The sequence below is a fragment of the Rahnella variigena genome, assembly GCF_003610915.1.
Taxonomy (GTDB): Bacteria; Pseudomonadota; Gammaproteobacteria; order Enterobacterales; family Enterobacteriaceae; genus Rahnella; species Rahnella variigena.
The window spans coordinates 246,544-267,535 of sequence record NZ_NSDJ01000002.1; the positions used below are offsets into that span (position 1 = coordinate 246,544).

The following is a 20,992-nucleotide window of genomic DNA, read 5'->3' on the forward strand; positions in this document are numbered from 1 at the left end:
TTTTAAATTCTGAGTCCCCGATGCTGAGGACTCAGTTCACAAGATCCTCAGTTCATTCCGTTCAGTTTTTCCATCAGCTCATCAGATAAATTCAGCCGTGCGCTGGCCAGGTTTTCCTGCAAATGTTCCGGTGATGACGTGCCGGGGATCAGCAAAATATTCGGTGAACGTCTGAGCAACCAGGCCAGCGCGACCTGCATCGGTGTGGCCTGTAAGTCAGCGGCGACTTCATCGAGTTGCGTTGACTGCAGCGGGGAAAATCCGCCGAGCGGGAAGAAAGGCACGTAGGCGATGCCCTGATCCGCCAGCCGGTCCACCAGCGCATCGTCATGGCGGTTGGCCAGGTTATACATATTCTGCACGCAGACAATCGGCGTCAGTTTCTGCGCGTCCTCGACCTGTTTTGCCGTGACATTGCTCAGGCCAATATGACGAACCAGTCCGCGTTCTTTTAGCTTAATCATCGCCTCCAGCTGCGGTTCGAGCGATCCTTCTTTCGGCTGATGGGTATCCAGCATACTGCGCAGATTCACCACTTCCATTGCCTCAAGCCCCAGATTGCGCAGGTTATCTTCCACCGCACTGACCAGTTCCTGTGGCGTAAATGCCGTTAACCAGCCGCCTTTCTCATCCCGGCGCGCACCGACTTTGGTGACGATACACAGATTGTCAGCGTAAGGATGCAGGGCTTTTTTGATTAGCTTATTGGTTTCATGCGGACCGTAGAAATCACTGGTATCGATATGATTCACACCGCTCGCCACCGCATCGCGCAATACCTGAATGGCGCGGGCTTCATCTTTTACCGGACCAAAAACACCCGGACCTGCCAGCTGCATGGCACCGTAACCTAAACGTGCCACTTCGCGGTCGCCGAGACGATAAGTCATTGAGGGTTGTGACATGGGATTCTCCTTTATGTGTGTTCAATGATTGTAGCGCTGCGCTGGCTGTGCAACTATCCGGTGAAATCAGGACAAACTGTACGAGGCTACGCACAATGTCGATGGATATCGCCCTGCTGCACGCAGTGGTTGAGGTGGCAAAAGCCGGAGGATTTCGCGAGGCGGCACGGGTCACCGGCAGTAATGCATCACGGCTCAGCGATGCGGTACGCCGCGCCGAACAACAACTGGGCATCCGGTTATTTCACCGCACCACACGCACGGTGGTTCTGACCGAAGCTGGCAGGGCGCTGATTGAACGACTGCTGCCCGCGATGAATGAAGTGAATGCCGCGCTGGATGCGCTCAACCGTTACCGCCACACGCCCGGCGGCATATTGCGTCTGAATGTGCCGGTCAGCGCCACGCGGCTGGTTTTACCTGCCTTAGTGCCGGAGTTTTTACAGCGCTATCCCGATATCCAGCTGGAAATCATCGCCGAAAGTAATGTGCAGGATGTGTTTCGTGACGGCTGCGACGCCGGTATCCGCTATGACGAACGTCTGGAGCAGGACATGGTGGCGATCCCCATTGGTCCGCGTATTCAGCGCTACGCCGCTGCCGCGTCACCGGCATATCTTGATGTCCACGGCAGGCCGTCGCATCCGCGGGATCTGATCCCGCATCGCTGTCTGCGCGGACGCTATGCCAGCGGCATCATGCCCGACTGGGAATTCGAGCGTGAAGGCGAAACCGTCAGCGTGCAGGTGAGCGGTCCGCTGGTGGTCAGCGTGGGTGGCGCGGTCGATCTGGCGGTGGAAGCAGCGATTGCAGGAACGGGGATCATTTATCTGTTTGAAGAATGGTTACGACCCGCCATCACCAGCGGAAAACTCGAGCCCCTGTTGCAGCCATGGTGGCTGTCTTTTTCCGGTCCGTGGCTTTATTACAACGATCGCCGTCTGATCCCCGCGCCTTTACAGGCATTCATTGATTTTGTGCGCGAAGACAATTTGCGCCGGGAAAACTCACTCTGAGCCTGGCGCTGCCTGTGTGGTCGCCGCCGGATGATATGAAGAGGGCGGCTGCCCGGTCACGCGCCGGAACATGGTGGAAAACGACGAGCCGTTGTCGTATCACGGCGTCAGGTTCTTCTGGCATGCTCTTTACCCGCCGGTGTATTCCAGCCGTGCCCGACGTTCTGCATGCCCGGATTTATGTCATCTTGCTGCTGGCGGTGCTGATGGCGATGGCTATTTGAAAACACGAATAATTAACACAACCATAATATAATTCACGACTATTACCCATGAGGGATATATTTATCCAAAGCTCATAAATAACATTTACCTTAATAAAGGTATAGACCGGACTTGTTTAACTCTTATTTAGTTTTCCCACCTCAGAATAATAGTATTAAAAATATCCTTTATACACACTGAAGAGATATTAAATAAATTCAGTTCATCGGTAACAGGTACGAATTTTTCCGGTGGTTCAATACATTATCTGAGGCTGGAATAATCATCTTATGCGTAGAGTTAACCGGGTAAATCTTTTATGGCTTCTGGCCTTTACGGGGCCAGGGGCGGCTAAAAATGATGCCAGCGAACTGAGTTTGTACTCAATCAATACCGGTTCATTTGTTTACCATATGACGGGTAATGTCGGGGATTACAACGAAATTTTCAAGAATAAGTTCTTTTCCGTTGAGCGTAAATTATCTCAGGAGTCGAAGAACAGTATGCTCGTGGGCACGATGAAAAACAGTTTTAACGATCGCTGTTTGTCGATGGGTATGAGAAGGGATTTACACGAAATCAATTCTAGGTGGATGATAAAAGGGGTCTATGCCTACACCGGTGAGTTCTTTGCAAAAGCGTTCAGTGACTGCGGCAATCACGGGTCATATCATGATTTTAAAAAAGTCACCGGCATCGGTTTTTCGCCTTACATCTACCACGCTCTCCAGTACAATCCGACCACTTTCTTCGGCGTTGAAGCGGGGATTATTGCGCCTGACATTTTTGCAACCAGTATCCAGTGGAGCTTCCGATAAGGTTCTGACATAAATAGTTTTTTTCAATGCGATAACGCCTCCCTATATACCGAAAATACCTTTCGGTTCTCCTCCTGATATTCTTTTTATTCACTGCGTCTATACTCAAATTCAGGCTGATGCTGTTCGATTTTCAATACTTTTTTTTCATTAAGGCGGTGGCTGACGTGCTTAAGAAAACTTTCGGGCTTTCATGCCTGCCGTTATTAGTAGCCCTGCCTGCGAGCCAGGCAGATCAATTAAACTTATATTCGATTAACACCGGATCCTTCGTTTATCACCTGACCGGTAACCACGGGCAATATACCGAGAAATTTGATAACGATTTCTATTCGGTTGAGCGAAAATTCTCTGAAGATTCAAAGTATAGTGTGTTAGTCGGGACGATGAAAAACAGCTTTGATGACCGCTGTATCGCCATAGGGATGCGGCGCGACTGGGCGGAGAGCAACACGGGTTGGGTGTTCAAAGGCGTGTACGGTTACACCGGTGAGTTCTTTTTTGATGCCTTCAAACACTGCGGCGATGATGGATCTTATGCCGATTTCAAGAAAGTCACCGGCATTGGCTTTTCACCGTATATTTATCACGCCATTCAATACAACTTCACTGATTATTTCGGCGTTGAAAGCGGGATTATTATCCCTTCAGTTTTTGTGATCACCGTGCAATGGAGTTTTAGATAACGCCCCACGCTCAACCCAGCAATCCCAGATGTTCGACCAGAATCGATGTGCCGATGCCAATCAGTACCACGCCACCGAGGATTTCCGCCCATTTACCGATCGCCGCACCGAGAAAACGGCCCAGCAACATACCGGACGTTGCCATGATGGTGGTGGCCGCGCCAATAGTCAGCGCCATCACCAGAATATTCACCTGAAGGAACGCCAGCCCGACGCCGACGGCCATTGCATCCAGACTGGTCGCGACGGCGGTGGTGACCAGCAGCCAGAAGCCGTGGCGACGCGGTGCTTCTGTCTCTTCTGCGGTATCTTTTTTAAAGGCTTCCACAATCATACGGATACCGAGGATCAGCAGCAGGGTGAACGCCACCCAGTGATCCCAGCTCATAATAAACTGGCTGGCCGCCAGACCAATACCCCAGCCGATGACCGGCGTAATCGCTTCGATCACACCAAAAATGAGCCCGGTACGTAATGCCTCTTTAAAGGGCGGACGGTGCAGTGCTGCGCCTTTGCCGATTGCTGCTGCGAACGCATCCATGGACATGCCGAACGCCAGAATGAGGATTGTGTAAAGTTGCATAAAACAGACCAGTCAGGCCTTCATGAAGAAAAAAGGCTGTTTATTAAAAGATGCGCGCAGTTTGCCACAGAACTTAAAATAAAAAAACCATAACTTTCAATGTGTTATAGTATTGGTTAAGAATGTTAGCACAGGCTATATTTGGTTGAAATGCCCGCAAATTGCTGAAAATGGCATCGGCAGGAATGAAAAACATCAATCATCATAACGATTTATCGCGAGCCGGTTTTATTCACGGAATCTCACCTGCGAAGGCTCGCGCTTCCTCATCGTGCGGCGTAAACAATAAACGTCACTACGCCAAATATCTCCAGCGACTCTTCATCCTGGAAAGTGATCGGCTGATAATTCGGATTCATCGGTACCAGTTGCAGCACCGGATGAGTCCGCAATTTTTTTACTGTGAATTCCCCGTCCACCGCCGCCACTACGATATCGCCATCAACCGCTGTCAGGGCGCTGTCCACCACCAGCAAATCGCCTTCGTTGACGTTGGCATCGCTCATCGAATGGCCGGAAACACGGATAAAATAGGTCGCGCTGGGATGGGCAATCAGCAGCTTGTTCAGATCGATACGCGACTCCACGTAATCCTGCGCCGGAGACGGAAAGCCGCAAGGCACGCGATCCAGGAATAACGGCAGGGTGATTTTTTGCAGATGTTCTGCGGGTGTGTACAACATCATACTCATTTCTCGAGATACTGGTTTTATATACAGTATTCACGCTGAAGGGGCACGGATCAAGCCTGTCAGATGAAGAAAATCCTATCTGCCTGTGCGGACAGAAAATTTAGTGTTCCGCCTATATCCTGTTTCACGACGTACAACGGCGTTCAGACCGGGAGACAATAAAATTATGAGGTTTGTAATTTATTCGAGCTATTTTTAGACAGTAAACAATTGCCCTGTGCAAACTGCACACAAAATAAAGTGTTAAAAGATATTATTTTTAGAAAATTAAAATTTCTACGTATTATGGTGTCACATGAAATTTTTAATTATTTAATAGAGGTAGAGAAGTTTCTATAAATGTGTGCTTTTCATAAGTAAATAAATGTAATGTATTTATAATGTCATGATTTAATTGATTTAATTTTAATTAAATAAAGTTAATATATTAGTAAGCAGAAAGATATTTAAAAAGAAAAAGCAATTGTCTATCCTTGCCACTGTATTTTAATTACCTCCCCTCTATTATGGTGATTTATCTGTGAGCAATACACAACATAAACTTAGCAAAGCTCGCCCTCCTCGCGTTCAAATAACCTATGACGTGGAAGTTGGCGGCGCTGAATCCAAAAAAGAATTGCCTTTAGTCATGGGCGTTATTGGTGATTTTGCCAAAGATGAAATGTCTCTGCGCGATCGTCGTTTCACACATATTGATAAAGACAACTTTAACAATGTGATGGAAGGCATGAGCCCGGCAATTGACATGTTGATCGAAAGCACATTACCGGAAAAAGAAGGTCAGATGGCCGTTTCGCTGGAATTTAACTGTATGGATGATTTCTCGCCTGAGAATGTGGCTATGCAAGTTGAGCCTCTGCGCAAACTGCTTGAATTACGTGAACAATTGAGCGATTTGCGTAACCGCACAGCCAGCAATGATCGCCTGAAAGAACAGTTGGTTGAATTGCTTGAGAGCCTGAATAAAGACGCAGAACCTGCAAAAGGAGATGCTGAATGAGTGATATTCAGGTCATGAATACCTCAGCGCCGGCTGAGCAATCAAATGATTATCTTGATCAGATCATCGATAATACTCAGGCTATTCGCCGGGAATCTGATCGGCATAAAGTAAAAACGCAGCTGGATAACTTCCTGTCTGAAGTGGCATCCGGTGCGGTCATTGTGTCTAATGATCTGGTGGGAAGCATTGAAGCCCGTATTGCCGCCATTGATGAATTGTTATCTTCCCAGGTCAGCAAAATTATCCAGGCGCCGGAATTTCAGCGTATGGAATCCTCCTGGCGCGGTCTGCACAAGCTTGTGCAAAGCAGCGTGACAGAAAATACCAAAGTGCGCGTTTTTAACTGCACGAAGAAAGAACTGCTGCGTGATTTTAAATCAGCCTCCGATTTTGATCAGTCTTCCTTATTTAAAAGCATTTATGAAAGCGAATACGGCACCTTTGGGGGCGATCCTTATTCTGCTTTTGTCGGTGATTTCGAATTTGATTCCATGCCGGAAGACCTGCAATTGCTGGAACAGATTTCTCATGTCGCTGCCGCAGCACATGCACCTTTCCTGAGTGCCGCGAATCCAGGCATGTTCGGTATGGGCTCGTATTCTGAGATGCCGCGTCCGCGTGATCTGGGCAAGTTATTTGATACCTCTGATTATGCCCGCTGGAAATCATTCCGCCAGAGCGACGACTCCCGTTATGTTGGCTTAACACTGCCGCGTGTTATCGGGCGCCTGCCTTATGGCGCTAAAACCGTGTCTGTAGAGGCCTTCAATTTCGAAGAAAAAATTGCAGAAAACAATGATGGTGCAAGCTACCTATGGGTGAATGCTGCGTATGAATTAGCGGGCCGTATGGTCGAAGCTTTCGAAGAACATGGCTGGTGCGCTGCGATCCGCGGTGTCGAAGGCGGTGGTCTGGTCAAATCCTTGCCGACCTATAACTATATTTCGCAAACTGGCGAAAAAGTCATGCAATGCCCGACTGAAGTAGCGATTTCCGATCGTCGCGAAAAAGAATTAGCCGATCTGGGCTTTATTCCGTTGGTTTATTGCAAAGGCACGGATTATGCGGCGTTCTTCGCTGTGCAATCAACAAATAAACCGCGCAAATATGATTCTGAACTGGCTAATGCGAATGCTAAATTGTCCAGTCAGTTGCAATATATTATGACAACGTCGCGCTTTGCTCATTATTTAAAATCCATCGTGCGCGATAAAGTGGGCAGTTTTATGTCCAAATCTGAATGCCAGCATTTCCTGCAGAATTGGATCAACCAATATGTGGTGGGTTCCGACAATGTAGGGCCAACAATTAAAGCCAGTCATCCATTGCGTGAGGCAGTTGTGGAAGTTGTTGATGTCCCAGGTTCACCAGGCAGTTATCGCGCCGTTGCGTATTTGAAACCGCATTTCCAGCTTGAAGGTCTCAGCATGTCGCTGCGTCTGGTAGCGGAACTCCCTGCATCAACCGGTGCATAAATATTTAATCAACACTATAAGGAAATACCATGGCTACTGAATCCCTTTTTATGCAAATTGAAGGCGTTAAAGGCACCGTAAGTAATAAAGGTTTTGAGGGTTGGATTGCTGTTGAGAATATGAACTTCGGTGTGTATTGCTCTGCAAAAATCGATAATGCCAGCGGTCAGGTAAACAGCGATGGCGTGAATTTTGATGCGATTTCATTCTCAAAAGTAATGGACACCACTTCAACGCAACTGGCTAACATGGTTGCTCAGGGCACCAATCTTAAACAAATCTCCATTGTTAAAGCATTGTTCCAGGGCGAAAAAATGGTTCAGGCGTTGAAACTGACCTACAAAAACTGTGTGCTGACCAGCTACAACTTTGCTGCTTACTCTGAAGGTGAAGTGCCGAGTGAAAATCTGAGCTTCGTCTTTGGTCAGATGACATTCGAAACCAATATGGTTGAGCCAGACGGTAAAACCAGCAAACAAGGTCCTGTGGGCTGGAATTTGGTTGAGAATACCAAGCTGTAATTTTTCAAATCATCAGTGCATGTTTCGACATGCACTGTTTCACGGTGTGTTAATGAAAAGTTTATTACAGCAATTATCTGATGATAATCCGAAAGACCAAAATTGTCCTGATGTGGCCGAAGACAAAAGCAGCATGTTAATTGAAGAGATATTGCTGCTTTTGTCTTCACGCCCCAGAAGTTATCGAATTGATAAAACGCCATTAATTAATGAATCCATTCTTAATTATGGTGTGAGTGATGTATTTGCCAGCGATACACCTCGCCTTGAACGTAATGCCATTATGCAGTCCCGTATTGAAATTGCATTGCAACGATTTGAACCGAGGTTGAAAAATATCCGCGTTACGCCAGGAAATGAGCACGGAAGTTTGTGTTCATTCATCATTGACGCTGAGACTTCTGCTGGTGAAGTTCGCTACCGGCTTATATGGGACGATGTTATCAGTCAATTTTCTCTGCGTGAGTGACAGGTATTAATTATGTTAGCGAAAAAATTAATTTCTTATTATCAGAATGAACTCGCTTACCTGAAAACGCAGGGAAAGGCCTTCGCACGCCATTTTCCCAAGGTCGCCAGACGTTTAGGCATGTCAGAAGGAACATCAGAAGATCCGCATATTGAGCGAATGATCGAGTCTTTTGCCCTGGTGACTGCCCAAATTCAGCAGCGACTTGATGAGGATATGCCGGAAGTCACTGATGCATTACTGACGGTTCTGGCACCGCAGTTTCTGCGTCCTTTTCCTTCGGTGTGCATCGTGCAAATGTTGCCGGATAGTAAGGTGAGTGCGCTGACGGCCAGTAACCGTATCGACGCTGGTACCGCGTTATATTCCCGTCCGGTCAACGGGCAGATTTGTCGTTTTCGCACCACCTATCCGGTGACACTTCAGCCGGTCAGTCTTCACAAAGCCAGTCTGCATCTTGATGATGATGACATGAGCTGGAGTCTGAAAATGCAGCTGTCAGTCTGGCCTGGCGCTACGCTGACGGCGGAGACGCTGAGGATCCATCTGCGTGGTACCAGCACCATCGTTAACATCTTTTATACCTTGCTGTGCAGTGAAGTGGAGAGTCTGTCTCTTTTTGCGCAAGACCACTGTCATAGCTTGTCGCCGCAGGCGATACATGCCGTGGGCTTTGGCGAGGATGAAGGGTTGTTGTCCGGGGATTCACGGGTTTCGCCGACGCACAGTTTGTTGCAGGACTATTTTTTCTTCCCGCAAAAGTTTCATTTTATTGATATGCCGCTGCCCGCGGCAATGGTCGCTGGCGGACAGACAGAATTGTCACTGGTGGTGAAATTTAATCGCTGCGCGATGGCGCGCCAGCTAGAAAAGATAGCCGGTACGGTGGATGAAAATCTGTTCCTGCTCAATTGCACCCCTGCCATTAACCTGTTCGCGCACCGTGCTGAGCCGATTTCGCCTGACCATGAAACCGCTGAATATCCGGTGATCCCGGACATCCGTTATCAGGATGCGATGGAAGTCTGGTCTGTGGACAGCGTCAGTGCGATGCGTAAGCAGGGCAATGAAACACGCTCCCGTCCCATCTATCCGCTGTTTGGGCTGGATCATTCGGCCAGCGACGGTGAGTCCGGGCTTTTCTGGCAATGCATGCGTCGTGAAACCCTGCTCAATGAGGGCGTGGCGTCCACGTTGTTTATCGCTTTTTCTGACCGGGGAGAAAAACCGCTGGTGCCCGGCTGCGATATTGTCAGTCTGAATCTGTCCTGTACCAACCGGGATGTGCCCGCCGCTATGCGTAATGGCGATCCTGACGGCGATTTTGAATCAGAACTGCCGATTGCGGGCATGAAAATTATCGCGCTGACACGCCCGACGTTGCCGGTCAGACCGCCAGTGAAACAGGCTACTCGCTGGCGTCTTATTTCTCAGCTTTCGCTCAATCATATGCTGATCAGTGGGCCGGAAGGCGCACGCGTCCTTAAAGAGTCGCTGGCGTTGTACAACTTTACGGATAATCCAGGCATTAGCCGTCTGATTAATCTGATTAAAAGCGTCAGTGCCCGCCCCGTTGTCGCCCGCCTGAATCCACAGGATCCCCGTTCAATGGCGCGCGGCATTGAAATTCGTATGACCTTTGCCGGTGAGGCTGCCGAAGAGGTTGAGTATTTTTTGCTGTGCCGTTTTATCGACTGCTTCCTGGCGCTGTATTCCCCAGTCAACAGCTTTACCCGCGTAGTGACCTGCATCGATGGCCGCGATGAAACAGCATGTACCTGGCCCGTTCGCGCGGGACGACTGTTATGGATCTGAATAAAATTCTCAGCCCACATAACTTTTTCCAGCAGGTGCGCACCATGTTGCGCAGGCTGACACGCGGGCAGGGGACTGACAGCAAGCAGGTGCTTGAAGAACAGCTTTATTTCGTTTCGCCGCTCTCTCTGGATGCGCCGAGAGGTGAAATTACCGCAGTGACACCGCTCGAAGAGCAGCGCTGGCAGGTTGAAGTGTCAGGACACGGGCTGACGGGAACACTGGGCGCATTGCCGACGGTGTATACCGAATGGATGATTGAGCGTTACTACCGGCACGGGGATGTGACCGCCAAGGCTTTCCTCGATATTTTTAATCACCGGTTACATAGCCTGCGCTATCTCGCGTGGCAGAAATATCACTACTACGCGATGGCAGAATTCTGCGTAACACGGCCGCTAAGTTCGGCGCTGCGTGCGTTATCTGGCGTGACAAACAGCTCGCCTTCATTACAGCAGGAGCAATTTGCCGACCTTTTTTCGCATTCAGTCCGCTCCATGCTCAATTTTGAAACCTGGCTTAAGCACCGGTTCTCGGTCGGCGTGAAAGTCACGCCTTTTACCGGCGGATGGCAAGCGATGGAACCTGCGCTTTGTTGCTGCCTGGGGAATCCGGCTCAACCGCTGGCGGTCGCCCCGATGTTGGGCGGTGTCTATTGGGACCGGCAGGCACATTTTACGGTCACTCTGGGACCCGTGCCGATGCATAACGCGGGTCAGTATTTACCAAAGGGAAAGCATTACCAAAAACTATGGTCGCATATTCGCGAATATGTCGGTGAGGGACTGGATTTCGACATCGACCTGCTTATTGAGAATAAATCAAACGTCGTTACGCCATTGGGGAACGGGCAACTCGGGCTGGATATTTGCCTTGGTGCTTCTCCGGCGGCTGAGCTGCATAAAATTCGTTTACCCGTCTGCCGGGAAGGAAAATAGAACATGTCAAACTTACTGGGGCAAGACAACCGGTTTATCCGCTTTGTCGGGAACGCTGCGGATCAACTAACGTTGATGCATATCGAAGGTGATGAGCAGTTTTCTGACACCTTCCGCTATCAGATTCAGTTTCGTACATCGTTAATTACCGGGCAGATGGGCCGTTTTCTGGGGCATGAAATTGCCTGCGAGATGGGTCGTGGCAATCAAAAACGCTACGTTCACGGCGTGCTGACGAACATCAAAGAAGACAACAATGCCGATGGTCTCAGCACTTTCACTGGCACGCTGGAGCCGCGTATGGCGCTGTTGCGTCTGGGGCGTAATTTGGCGGTTTTTCAAAATATTACCGTGCCGGATTTAGTCTGCAAGCTGCTTCGTCAGCAGAATATCAACCACATTGATTTACGCTTGCGCGGAACATATACGCCCCGTGAATATTGCATCCAGTATCGTGAATCCGATTTTGATTTCATCAGTCGCTTACTTGAGCAGGAAGGTATTTATTACTACTTCCAGCACGACGCCGGACAACACACATTGGTGCTGGCCGATCATCCTTCCAGCCACCAGACCGGCAAAACGGCAGAATTACCCTTTATGCCTCAGGCAGGGCGGGGTGATGGCGTCGGGATCCTGAGTTGGGTGGCGTGCTCTTCTCTGGCGGCATCGTCCGTATTGCTGAAGGGTTTTAACATGGTCCAGGCGGCCAGTGTTGAAGGTGGATCTCAGGCTGTGGTGGCTGAATATGCAGTGCCGGGTGTCAGCTATGTTGACACTGATGGCCATGAAAAACGTGAATTACTGCAATCAGGTGCCCGGCTGAAAATGGAACAGCTTGAGTCAGACAACCAGCAGTTCTACGCAGAAGCCAGTATCTGGTGGCTAGGCTGTGGCGATAAATTCCATCTGAGCGCTCACCCTTCATGCCCGGGCGATTACCGTATTAAGTCTGTACACATGCGGGCTTCCAGCAGCATTGACCAGAGTGGTCCTGATTTCAGTTGCGAACTCACCGTGCTGAAAGACAGCCTCGCCTGGCGTCCCGCGTGTCTTACGAAACAGCCTGAAATCGCAGGTATCCTCACGGCAGTCGTCGTCGGTCCCAAATCAGAAGAAATCCATACAGACGAATACGGTCGCATCAAAATTCAGTTTCCGTGGGACGGGGAAAACAAACACGACGACGGCAGTTCCTGCTGGGTAAGGGTTTCACAACCCTGGGCTGGCGGGCGCTTTGGTGCCGTATTCCTGCCTCGCGTCAACAGCGAAGTCACGGTCAGTTTCGTGCAGGGCAACCCGGATTATCCACTGGTGACCGGTACGGTGTTTAACGGTCAAAACAAACCACCGCTGAGCTTGCCGGAGGAAAAAAATCACGCCGGATTCGTGTCACGCAGCTCGCTTAACGCCAGTGTTGAAGAAGGGCATGCGTTGCGCTTTGACGATAAAAAAGGCGCAGAACGGCTGATCATCACCTCGCAACGCGATCTGTTGCTGACGGTAAAAAACGATGTGATTTCCGACATTTCTAAAAATGTCACGGAAACCATCGGTGAAAACCGCACCACCGAAATAACAAAGGGCAACCAATCCCTGACGCTTAAACAGGGCGATTACAGCCTGGACATAAAAGGCAACCTGCAGGAAAGCCTGAGCGGTGGCGATCATCAGTTAAAAATCAGCGGGGGTGGGAGTTCCGTTAAAGCGGATAAAGCCTGCGTCATTGAATCCACCCAGACGATCGAATTCAAAGTTGGCAGCAGCAAAATCTCTATTTCTCCTTCCGGTATTACGCTCAGCGGAACCACGATCAAAATCGAGGGCAAGGGGACGGCAGAACTTAAAGGCGCAATGGTCACTGTTCAGGGTAGTGGTATGACCCAGATCAAGGGCGGCGTGACAATGATCGGCTGAGGACAAACATAACATGAAAGAAAAATTACTCTCGCCCGAGGCACTCGCAACGCACAACCCGCTGCAAAGTACCGCTGAAAATGCCGTGCGTCTGATGCAGGCAGGGCAATGGGAAGATGCATTGGCCTGCCTGGCGGCGGAAGAGCCACAAGAAAAACTGATGGCCTGGACATTGCAGCAGGTGCTAAAGCGCGCCGGGTCGCAGGACACAGCGGTAAAACACTGCACCAGCGACATCAGCCAGTGGCTAAGCGCACCCGATGACGCACTGCGTTTTAGTATTTTCCAGCAGGCTGAATTGCTGGGGTTTGATACTCCGCCCGGTGCCCTCGGTTTATCGCTGTTCTGGATGCAGGGCAGTATGACGGCCGCAGAGTTCGAAGCAGTTTATCCCGAACCTCATTTGTCACGGCTGATGCTGCTCTGTGCGTTGAAATTACTCAGTGTGGCGATAGCAACAGATACCCCGCCGCACACCGGCGCGCAAATCTTGCTGGCTGAATGGCTGGCTTTACGGAGCGTTAACTGATGGCCCAACCCGCTGCCCGAGTCGGCGATATGCATGTGTGCCCGATGGTTACGCCGGGTTTGCCGCCCATTCCGCACGTTGGCGGGCCGGTAACAACGCCGGGGACGCCAACTGTTCTGATCGGCGGGATGCCTGCCGCCACAATGGGATCGATGGCAGTCTGCGTCGGGCCACCAGATTCGGTGGTGATGGGCAGCAGCAAAGTGCTTATCGGCGGAAAACCTGCAGCGCGTATGGGCGACAGCACCGCGCATGGCGGAACCATCGTTGCGGGTTGTCCGACCGTCCTGATTTCTTAGAGCGTATAGACATGATAATGAACTTTGAGCCCCTGCTGGCGCCTCTCGATGCCGACCAGCCTGCCGGCCGTGATATGGAATATGAGCAGATCTTTGACGATATCCGCCAGGCGAGGGAAAGCGATCCTGACTATTTGCCACAGGGCGAATGGGCGACTGAATTGCGCAAGGCTGACTGGGGCAAAGTCGTCCGGTTGAGCACAAAGGTATTGCAGGAGAACAGTAAGGATTTCCAGGTCGCATGCTGGCTGACGGAAGGCCTGAGCCAGGTGCATGGGCTCAATGGTTTGCTCGCCGGGATCGGTTTTCTTACACCCTTTATTCAACGCTACTGGCAGAGCGGGTGGCCGGCACTGGATGACGATGGTGCGATTATCCGCCACGGCATGATCAATCGTTTGGATCGTCAGCTTGCGCAATTGCTGCAATGCCATCCTATATTCGGTCAGGCGGAAAGCACACTCGATCACTGGCGGAAAGTTCTCGCGTATGAGCATCGCGTCACCATGAAACCTGACAGCGCCGCAGTGCCGGGCAGTGATGACGATTTCTCGATGGAAACATTCAACCGCTGGGCCGCTGCACTGGCCCCGCAAAAAGTCGCTGCGAAAAGTGACATGTTGAATCAGATGGTCGCCACACTGGACGCGCTGGAAACGGCCTACGGTCAGCTCAATCCACAGGCAGATTCTGTGGCAATGGGGCAGACGCGCAGTGCGACGGTCGAAATGCAGGAATTCGTGAAGCGCCTGTTTGATCGTGCGGCACCCGCATATGACGACGTGATGACACTTAACGTATTAACGCCTTATGACGATGAACAGGAAAGCGACGTTAATTCACTGATGAACACGACCCATAAACAGACCATGTCGCGGGATCTGGCTATCAGCCAAATGCTGACCATCGCCCATTTCTTTCGCCAGACCGAACCCTCCAGCCCGGTGCCTTTTTTGATGGAACGGGCCGCACGCTGGGCAGGAATGACCCTGACCGAGTGGCTGGAGGAAATGTTGCAGGATGACAGCAGTATGCGCGATATCAACAATGTTCTTAAAGGGCACGGAAGAGAATGACGGGTAAAAAACGGGCGGGGCTGATGTTGGCCGCAATGCTTCTTGCAGGTTGCGTTTCAGACAATGACCAGGGACGTGAGCAAGCCATGGATGAGGCACCTGCGCCTTTTGCAAACGGTGCAATTACCCTGCAACTGCGGGCTGAACCGGGGCTGAACGCTGTCAATGAGATGCCTAACAGTTGCACGGTGTTGCTGTTGCAGGCGAAAGACAAACCGGCGCTGGAGAAATTGCTGGGTAATCCTGCCACGCTGAAAAGTTTGTTCGCTGGTGCGGGCAGTGAAGGTGAAGTTCTGCAGGTAGACCGTTACGTCATGATGCCAGGCCAGACCAATATCGTGCATGTCGATCGTGCAAGGGATACCCGCAATGTGGCACTGGTGGCGGGTTATTACCCCTTCCCGGTAAAAAAACACATGGTCAGCACAGCGGTGCCGGTTGAAGCCACCAGCACCGGCTGGTGGGAACCGGTCTGGCAGGCACATTTAACACCGCTCACCCTTTCGGTCACGCTGGGCAGTGAAAGTATCGTCAGCGCAGATGTTCCCGCCACTGACGGAGAAAAACGTTAATGTATCCGGAACAACAACAAATTTACTGGCACTCAGGGCTTTATCTTCAGCCTCAGCATTTTCAGTCACTTGACCTGCATTACGAATGGAGTCTGGCTGAACATCTGCGTCTTGCCCAACCCTATAATTACGGGCTGATTGAGCTGACAATAAATGAGGCAGCGCTAAGCGATTACGTCATCAGCGTTGAGCAGATCCGTTGTATTTTACCCGGCGGCACGTTGCTGTCGCAACCGGGTAACAGCCTGGTAGAAAAGCGCAATTTCCGCGATATGTGGAAACAGCGTGATCAGCCACTGACACTCTGGCTGGCGCTGCGCCGGTTCGATCCTTTACACAGTAATGTCACGACGCTGGAAAAAGAGCATGACCGTGCGGTCACCCGCTGGATAAATACCAGCGAAGAGCGGGTGATGAAAGATGTCTATGACCACGCCCCCGACGCGACGGTGGCGCGCCTTTGTTACAACGTAAGATTGCTGACCGATGTCGAAAAAGCCGATGCCGTTGACTGTGAGTGTATTCCGCTCACCCGGCTGCGTTATGAAAACGAAAGCGTGATTATTGATCCGGCATTTTCGGCGCCTGCGGTGACGCTCTTTGGATCGGGCAGCCTCGGTAAACTGATCGAAACACTCTATTTTGAAATGAGTGCCCGTGCCCGAAAACTTGAAGAATATAAGCGTTCTGAACGTCTGGTCAGTGACGCAGACCGTGGTGATCAGGTGACTCAACTATTGGCTATGCGTTCGCTGAACCGCGTGCTACCCCAGCTGAAAAGCTTTTGTCAGGCCCGTCAGATCCATCCGTGGCAGGTATATAACGTATTGTGCCAGCTGATCGGTGAACTCTCCTCCTTCAACGACAGTTGTTCTTTCCTGGGTGAATGGCGTGACGGTGAAAATCCGCTACAGGCCTATAACCATAATGATCTGCTGAGCTGTTTTGACAGTGCGCGTAAGACATTGATTACTCTGCTCAACAGTCTGGTTCTCGAAGACAACACTTACATCACTCTAGAGAACGATCAGCAGGGTGTGTTCATCGGCGATTTCGACACTACACAAAGTAAAGATGCTGAAATGGTGTTGTTGCTTTTACGTTCAGCCAGCATGCCGATGGAAAATCGTCAGGTCAAAAATCCGGGTGGCATCAAACTGGCGTCGCCAAAAGTAATTGAACCGCTGATCCAGCATGCCTTGCCGGGGATCCCTGTGACGCGTTGTCCTCAACCGCCACGTGGTGTGCCTAACCGCAGCGACTCGCATTATTTCATGGTTGAGCAAGACAGCGATTTGTGGCGTAAAGCCAGTCAGCACAACAGCATTGCTTTTTACTGGCCGGATATGCCTGACGATCTTCAGGTACAGATTATTTTTGTGGTGCCGTCATGATGACTTTACTGAATTGTTATTTGCCGTTGTTCCGGCAGGTCACCGCGTTCTTTATTAATCCGCAGGATGATGCGGATTACGCCGGGTTTCGCGAAAAATGCATAACGTTATTACAGCAGGCATTAAATGAATCTGAACGCCATCATGAACCTCAGGAATGTGAAGACGCCTTTTTTGCGGTCGTGCTTTGGATTGATGAAAGGGTATTACGTTCACAAGCGGCCTGGGTGAAAAACTGGCGCAGTAATTTACTGCAAAAATATTATTTTGATATTTCCGTCGGCGGTGAGGAGTTTTTTGTCTGGCTTGATGCAATTGATAAAGAAAATGTCTCACTCAGAATGGTGTATTTATTCTGTCTGCTGATGGGATTTCACGGTAAATATACTCATCAGGACGCTTCGTTGTTGCAGCAACGTATTGACGATGAACGTCAGTGCCTGCCCGAAGCCTGGCGTCATTGGCCAAATGATGCTTTGCTGGTAGAGCAGGACGGCGGATGCATTGAAAAAAACAGTGTTGTGATAAAAAAAATCCGTCAACGAAAGTGGTTATTACTCTCATTGCCCCTGGTTATTTATGTGTTGGTTATGTTCGCTGGCTTAGGAATGTTTATCGGATAATATTATGTTAAAAAAATTAACTTCCTTTGTCGCGTGGGCTTTGTTTCTGTGCGTGTTATTTATTGTCTGTCTGGTGATCTCATCAGTTCTAGAGCAAGAAATTATTTATGCATTTATGATGTGGTTTGTTGTGATCCTGACAATTTTAATTGCCCGCTTCATTTGGGGGTTTTCTTCAGGGATTACACAAGCGAAATATATTGCAGCCCTTAAAGCAAAATTCAAACTGACCCGGCTGGAATATGTATTATCCGAGCACTGGAAAACGGGTGCGGCGGTAATTAAACGCATCAGAAGACGTAAACAGCCTATTCCCTGGTTTATTCTGACGGGCGGACGAAGCGGTAAAACAACCCTGATGGCGGGCGCCGGATTACCTCTGTTTTCTAATGAACCGGAAAGTTCGCTGGTGGTGCCGACGCGCACCCTGCGCTGGTGGTTTTTCCGTTCAGCAGGCTTTCTGGATCTTTCCAGCCATTTTCTGAGTAAAACGCCCGCCTTTGAACGTGGCTGGCTGCGGCTGGTGAACTGGTGCGGTCGTTTGCCTGCCCCGGCAGGAATAGTGGTGTGCGTTTCTGTCACCGAACTGCTCGAAAAAGATGAAGCTGCATTGCATCTGCATGCGCGACATATCCGCACGCAAATCGAACCGCTGGTCAATAAAGTCAGACGCCGTCTGCCGGTGTACCTGTTCATTACCTGCTGCGACCGCGTAGCCGGGTTCAGTCACTGGGCTAACAAACTCTCGCCAGCCCAGCGTCAGCAGCCTTTAGGTTATTACTGGCGCCATTCTCCGGTCGTAGATGGTAAAGATCCGGCGCTGCTGGATCCCCTTTTTACCTGCGTGAAAGACGGACTGGATAAAGTACGGGTCAGCCAGCTTTCCGGTGGCGAACCTGACGGCGAGACGCTGCCGCTGATGAACTTTCCGGAACAGTTGCCGCAGTTACAACCCGCGCTGCAACGCTATCTGGCGGCCTTGTGCGAACCGGATGCGTACTTTCAACCGGCGGAGTTAGGCGGGATCTGGTTTACCGCTACGGAGCCGGTCAGTAAAAACAGTGCCACGCGTCAGGCTGTCTTTGTCCATGATCTGATGACGCGGATTTTACCGATATTAAGCCGTCAGCGTGAAGTCGTGCCCGTCGGGTTTGGCCGGCGTTATCTGCAGCAATGGGGAATGCTGACTTTCAGCGCACTTGCGGTCTTATATGTGCTGGTGAGCGGCTATTTTGTCCACAATCTGACAGGTGTCTTACACGAAAAAGCCGATGTAACGGCACAGGTTCAGCAACTGGAAAACATCGAAGGCTGGAGCAAGACACCTGTGCGTTACCTGCCTTTTGTGCCGGTGCTCAACCAGCGTCATGCGCAACTTGAGGCCAGTATCATGGCGGCAACGCCACGCGATAACATTAACATCCGCCAGATTGCTAACCAGTATCGGGAACAATTTGAACAGGCCGATGCGCCGCAAAAAAGGACCATGATCCTGACGCTGGCACGTACGCTGATCACTAAACAGGCCATGTGGGAAAAGCAGCCGTTAAGTGAACTGATGAAGCAGGAGCCTATTCCCGCTGAACTCAGCCTGACCGGGGCGACGCTTGCCTTGCCACAGTCGCAAGATGCGGTGTTGCAGCGAGCCTTGTTGCAACAGCCCGGTGGCGAAGAACAACTCACCGTGCTGCGTGAATTGCTGGGCCGTCTGGTGAACAGTGATCCGCAAACTGAGTGGTTAGTGGCACCGTCTGAAGATCTGACGCCGGTAAATCTGACCGATTTCCTGCCTGCTTCTGCCGATAAAACTTACCTCAGCGGTCTGTGGACGTTGCAGGGCACCGCTGAAATTCAGCACTGGCTGGATGAAATTCGCCTGGCGGGCGGCAATACCCCGATGCCGGAACTGGCCGCATTTGAGCAACGCTGGCCAATCCTGCGCCAGACACAATGGATGAAGATGATGCTGGCCATGAACCAGCAACCTGCCCCCGTGCTGGCTGATGAGCAGTGGCAAGCCACGCTGATCGCTCTTGATCAGGGGCACAGTCCGTCGATGAAATTTGCCGCGTATGCGAATGAGCAACTGGAAGATATCAGCGTAACGCAAGCGCAGTTCTGGCTGCGCGAGTTGCGCCGCCTGCATCAGTTGCAAACTATGCCGTTACCCGGCGCGCTGATGCCTCGCTTCAGCAGACTGCAGCAATCCATGCAACAGAAAATAGTGGCACTGTTGAAACTCGATAGCAAAACGCAGACGCCTGCAATTTCCGAACTCAACGTGAAGAACTGGAATGCCTGGGAGGCCGGTCTGCACGCGGCAGTCGCGGATGTTTTTGCCACGCCGAAAAATAGTGACCGGCTGACCCGTGGATTGTTCCAGACCGATGAGAAGGGCGACAGTAATCCTCTGCAACTGCTTGAAAGCCGCTTTAACGTGTTGCGTAAAAGCCTCTCGACGGAACGCCCTGATTTCGCAACTGACGCGGTGTGGGCACTGTATCAAAACGACTCCCGCTGGCTGGTGGCGCATGCCATGCAACGTTCCGGCTGCTGGCTGCAACAGCAATGGCAGAGCCGTGTGCTGTGGCCGATGGAAAATAACGCCAGTCGTCTTGAGTATCAGGATCAGCAAGATCTGGCCTGGCAGTATCTGTCTGATTTTATTCGCGGACCGGCGAAAAGCGTGCTGGTGGTTGATGACAGCGGGCCGAAAGCGGGTGAATTCAGCGGGCAAACGCCGGGTCTGACACCGGAGTTCCTGCGGATGGTCAATCACGTGCTGCGCCCCGATGACGTACTGGCGATGCCGGAGCGTGAGAATACCCGCAGCGACGATGCACTGGCCGCTCTGAAAGAAGAACAAACTCAGCTCGAAGCACAAATGGCCGCACTGGAGACAAAAACGCTGGAACTGACGTTGAAAAGTCAGCCTGCCACCATTCCGGGCGGCGCGCGTTTGATGCCAACCGGCACCCGGCTGACGCTGTTTTGCGATGAACAGCAGTGGAAACTTAACAGCATGAACTTCAGCGAACAGGCGCCATTCCGCTGGCGGGCAGGGCACTGTAGCCGCGCATCTCTGGTGATTAATTTCCCGGGCTTTGACCTGACTTATGAATATTTTGGCGATGCCGCCTGGCCGGATTTCCTGGAAGATTTTGCCAATGGTCAGCACAGCTTTAAAGCCGATGACTTCCCGGATGACGCCGCGCAGCTGGCTTCACTGGGCATTAAAGAAGTGATGGTGCGCTATCAGGCTGGCGCGCAAAACCGGATCCAGGAAACCTGGCAGCAGTGGCAGGAGTTGCGTCAGGCACTGAATGACAATGCGGATGCGCAACAGGATGCCCGTAGCAAAAAAGCGGAAAAACAACGACCAGCGGCGCTGAACAGTGGGTTCTCGCAGTTACCGGTTCGTATCACCGATTGTCACTGAGTGTCTGCTTAAGACCCG

Annotated in this window: 20 protein-coding genes and 2 pseudogenes; 18 read left to right on the top strand and 4 right to left on the bottom strand. The window is 50.9% G+C overall.

Annotated elements, in window-relative coordinates:
- Positions 1-47: 47 nt before the first annotated feature.
- Positions 48-905, bottom strand: a complete 858-nt coding sequence (locus CKQ54_RS22985) for an aldo/keto reductase family oxidoreductase (protein WP_120162294.1) — start codon at positions 903-905, stop codon at positions 48-50.
- A 95-nt stretch (positions 906-1,000) separates the two neighbouring features.
- Between CKQ54_RS22985 and CKQ54_RS22990 the strand changes: the two genes are divergently transcribed.
- The gene (locus CKQ54_RS22990; protein ID WP_120162295.1) at positions 1,001-1,921 is read left to right on the top strand and encodes a LysR family transcriptional regulator; all 921 of its coding nucleotides are present in this window, start codon (positions 1,001-1,003) and stop codon (positions 1,919-1,921) included.
- Here the strand turns inward: CKQ54_RS22990 and CKQ54_RS25890 are convergent.
- A pseudogene (locus tag CKQ54_RS25890) lies at positions 1,913-2,020 on the bottom strand (hypothetical protein); the annotation flags it as partial. The gene CKQ54_RS22990 and the pseudogene CKQ54_RS25890 sit on opposite strands and share 9 nt — an antisense overlap.
- Before the next feature lie 26 nt (positions 2,021-2,046).
- Between CKQ54_RS25890 and CKQ54_RS25895 the strand changes: the two are divergent.
- The 3 genes and pseudogenes from CKQ54_RS25895 to CKQ54_RS23000 all read left to right on the top strand — a co-directional run.
- Positions 2,047-2,145 (top strand): annotated as a pseudogene (locus tag CKQ54_RS25895) (sulfite exporter TauE/SafE family protein); the annotation flags it as partial.
- A 270-nt stretch (positions 2,146-2,415) separates the two neighbouring features.
- Positions 2,416-2,943: a hypothetical protein gene (locus CKQ54_RS22995; protein WP_244220284.1), complete on the top strand. Its 528-nt coding sequence runs from the start codon at positions 2,416-2,418 to the stop codon at positions 2,941-2,943.
- A gap of 197 nt (positions 2,944-3,140) precedes the next feature.
- Positions 3,141-3,629, top strand: a complete 489-nt coding sequence (locus tag CKQ54_RS23000; protein WP_112286698.1) for a hypothetical protein — start codon at positions 3,141-3,143, stop codon at positions 3,627-3,629.
- 10 nt (positions 3,630-3,639) lie between these two features.
- On the opposite strand, the gene mntP is transcribed toward CKQ54_RS23000, so the two are convergent.
- Positions 3,640-4,212, bottom strand: coding sequence for a manganese efflux pump MntP (gene mntP, locus CKQ54_RS23005; protein WP_120162296.1), 573 nt, complete (start codon positions 4,210-4,212; stop codon positions 3,640-3,642).
- A 266-nt stretch (positions 4,213-4,478) separates the two neighbouring features.
- Positions 4,479-4,898, bottom strand: a complete 420-nt coding sequence (umuD, locus tag CKQ54_RS23010) for a translesion error-prone DNA polymerase V autoproteolytic subunit (RefSeq protein WP_120162297.1) — start codon at positions 4,896-4,898, stop codon at positions 4,479-4,481.
- Positions 4,899-5,424: 526 nt separating this feature from the next.
- On the opposite strand from umuD, the gene tssB reads away from it, so the two are divergent.
- From tssB to CKQ54_RS23080, 14 genes are all read left to right on the top strand, one after another.
- Positions 5,425-5,904 (top strand): type VI secretion system contractile sheath small subunit, encoded by a 480-nt coding sequence (gene tssB / locus CKQ54_RS23015; protein ID WP_120162298.1) that lies wholly within the window; start codon positions 5,425-5,427, stop codon positions 5,902-5,904.
- Complete coding sequence (gene tssC, locus CKQ54_RS23020) at positions 5,901-7,382, top strand: type VI secretion system contractile sheath large subunit (protein WP_120162299.1); 1,482 nt, start codon at positions 5,901-5,903, stop codon at positions 7,380-7,382. Before tssB ends, tssC begins: the two co-directional genes overlap by 4 nt.
- Positions 7,383-7,411: 29 nt before the next feature.
- Positions 7,412-7,903, top strand: a complete 492-nt coding sequence (locus CKQ54_RS23025; RefSeq protein ID WP_120162300.1) for an Hcp family type VI secretion system effector — start codon at positions 7,412-7,414, stop codon at positions 7,901-7,903.
- A gap of 52 nt (positions 7,904-7,955) precedes the next feature.
- A complete protein-coding gene (locus CKQ54_RS23030; RefSeq protein ID WP_120162301.1) occupies positions 7,956-8,372 on the top strand; it encodes a GPW/gp25 family protein in 417 nt (138 codons plus the stop codon).
- A gap of 12 nt (positions 8,373-8,384) precedes the next feature.
- A complete protein-coding gene (tssF, locus tag CKQ54_RS23035; RefSeq protein ID WP_120162302.1) occupies positions 8,385-10,187 on the top strand; it encodes a type VI secretion system baseplate subunit TssF in 1,803 nt (600 codons plus the stop codon).
- Entirely contained in the window at positions 10,178-11,125 is a 948-nt protein-coding gene (gene tssG, locus CKQ54_RS23040) for a type VI secretion system baseplate subunit TssG (RefSeq protein ID WP_120162303.1), read from the top strand. Before tssF ends, tssG begins: the two co-directional genes overlap by 10 nt.
- Before the next feature lie 3 nt (positions 11,126-11,128).
- A complete protein-coding gene (locus CKQ54_RS23045; protein ID WP_120162304.1) occupies positions 11,129-13,042 on the top strand; it encodes a type VI secretion system Vgr family protein in 1,914 nt (637 codons plus the stop codon).
- A gap of 13 nt (positions 13,043-13,055) precedes the next feature.
- Positions 13,056-13,571, top strand: a complete 516-nt coding sequence (locus CKQ54_RS23050) for a DUF6931 family protein (protein WP_120162305.1) — start codon at positions 13,056-13,058, stop codon at positions 13,569-13,571.
- Positions 13,571-13,870: a PAAR domain-containing protein gene (locus CKQ54_RS23055; RefSeq protein WP_112286583.1), complete on the top strand. Its 300-nt coding sequence runs from the start codon at positions 13,571-13,573 to the stop codon at positions 13,868-13,870. The genes CKQ54_RS23050 and CKQ54_RS23055 overlap by 1 nt, the downstream gene beginning before the upstream one ends.
- Positions 13,871-13,887: 17 nt before the next feature.
- Positions 13,888-14,946: a type VI secretion system protein TssA gene (gene tssA / locus CKQ54_RS23060; RefSeq protein WP_341868561.1), complete on the top strand. Its 1,059-nt coding sequence runs from the start codon at positions 13,888-13,890 to the stop codon at positions 14,944-14,946.
- A complete protein-coding gene (locus CKQ54_RS23065) occupies positions 14,943-15,518 on the top strand; it encodes a type VI secretion lipoprotein TssJ (RefSeq protein WP_120162307.1) in 576 nt (191 codons plus the stop codon). The genes tssA and CKQ54_RS23065 overlap by 4 nt, the downstream gene beginning before the upstream one ends.
- Complete coding sequence (tssK, locus tag CKQ54_RS23070; protein ID WP_120162308.1) at positions 15,518-16,912, top strand: type VI secretion system baseplate subunit TssK; 1,395 nt, start codon at positions 15,518-15,520, stop codon at positions 16,910-16,912. Before CKQ54_RS23065 ends, tssK begins: the two co-directional genes overlap by 1 nt.
- The gene (locus CKQ54_RS23075; protein WP_120162309.1) at positions 16,909-17,535 is read left to right on the top strand and encodes a DotU family type IV/VI secretion system protein; all 627 of its coding nucleotides are present in this window, start codon (positions 16,909-16,911) and stop codon (positions 17,533-17,535) included. The genes tssK and CKQ54_RS23075 overlap by 4 nt, the downstream gene beginning before the upstream one ends.
- Before the next feature lie 115 nt (positions 17,536-17,650).
- Positions 17,651-20,974, top strand: coding sequence for a type VI secretion protein IcmF/TssM N-terminal domain-containing protein (locus CKQ54_RS23080; protein ID WP_244220285.1), 3,324 nt, complete (start codon positions 17,651-17,653; stop codon positions 20,972-20,974).
- Positions 20,975-20,992 lie beyond the last annotated feature (18 nt).

Excerpts from the sequence above, each read along its gene's own strand:
- CKQ54_RS22985 (WP_120162294.1), bottom strand. The coding sequence starts at position 905 with ATGTCACAACCCTCAATGACTTATCGTCTCGGCGACCGCGAAGTGGCA.
- CKQ54_RS22990 (WP_120162295.1), top strand. The coding sequence starts at position 1,001 with ATGTCGATGGATATCGCCCTGCTGCACGCAGTGGTTGAGGTGGCAAAA.
- CKQ54_RS22995 (WP_244220284.1), top strand. The coding sequence starts at position 2,416 with ATGCGTAGAGTTAACCGGGTAAATCTTTTATGGCTTCTGGCCTTTACG.
- mntP (WP_120162296.1), bottom strand. The coding sequence starts at position 4,212 with ATGCAACTTTACACAATCCTCATTCTGGCGTTCGGCATGTCCATGGAT.
- umuD (WP_120162297.1), bottom strand. The coding sequence starts at position 4,898 with ATGATGTTGTACACACCCGCAGAACATCTGCAAAAAATCACCCTGCCG.
- tssC (WP_120162299.1), top strand. The coding sequence starts at position 5,901 with ATGAGTGATATTCAGGTCATGAATACCTCAGCGCCGGCTGAGCAATCA.
- CKQ54_RS23025 (WP_120162300.1), top strand. The coding sequence starts at position 7,412 with ATGGCTACTGAATCCCTTTTTATGCAAATTGAAGGCGTTAAAGGCACC.
- CKQ54_RS23030 (WP_120162301.1), top strand. The coding sequence starts at position 7,956 with ATGAAAAGTTTATTACAGCAATTATCTGATGATAATCCGAAAGACCAA.
- tssF (WP_120162302.1), top strand. The coding sequence starts at position 8,385 with ATGTTAGCGAAAAAATTAATTTCTTATTATCAGAATGAACTCGCTTAC.
- tssG (WP_120162303.1), top strand. The coding sequence starts at position 10,178 with ATGGATCTGAATAAAATTCTCAGCCCACATAACTTTTTCCAGCAGGTG.
- CKQ54_RS23045 (WP_120162304.1), top strand. The coding sequence starts at position 11,129 with ATGTCAAACTTACTGGGGCAAGACAACCGGTTTATCCGCTTTGTCGGG.
- CKQ54_RS23050 (WP_120162305.1), top strand. The coding sequence starts at position 13,056 with ATGAAAGAAAAATTACTCTCGCCCGAGGCACTCGCAACGCACAACCCG.
- CKQ54_RS23055 (WP_112286583.1), top strand. The coding sequence starts at position 13,571 with ATGGCCCAACCCGCTGCCCGAGTCGGCGATATGCATGTGTGCCCGATG.
- tssA (WP_341868561.1), top strand. The coding sequence starts at position 13,888 with ATGAACTTTGAGCCCCTGCTGGCGCCTCTCGATGCCGACCAGCCTGCC.
- CKQ54_RS23065 (WP_120162307.1), top strand. The coding sequence starts at position 14,943 with ATGACGGGTAAAAAACGGGCGGGGCTGATGTTGGCCGCAATGCTTCTT.
- tssK (WP_120162308.1), top strand. The coding sequence starts at position 15,518 with ATGTATCCGGAACAACAACAAATTTACTGGCACTCAGGGCTTTATCTT.
- CKQ54_RS23075 (WP_120162309.1), top strand. The coding sequence starts at position 16,909 with ATGATGACTTTACTGAATTGTTATTTGCCGTTGTTCCGGCAGGTCACC.
- CKQ54_RS23080 (WP_244220285.1), top strand. The coding sequence starts at position 17,651 with ATGATGTGGTTTGTTGTGATCCTGACAATTTTAATTGCCCGCTTCATT.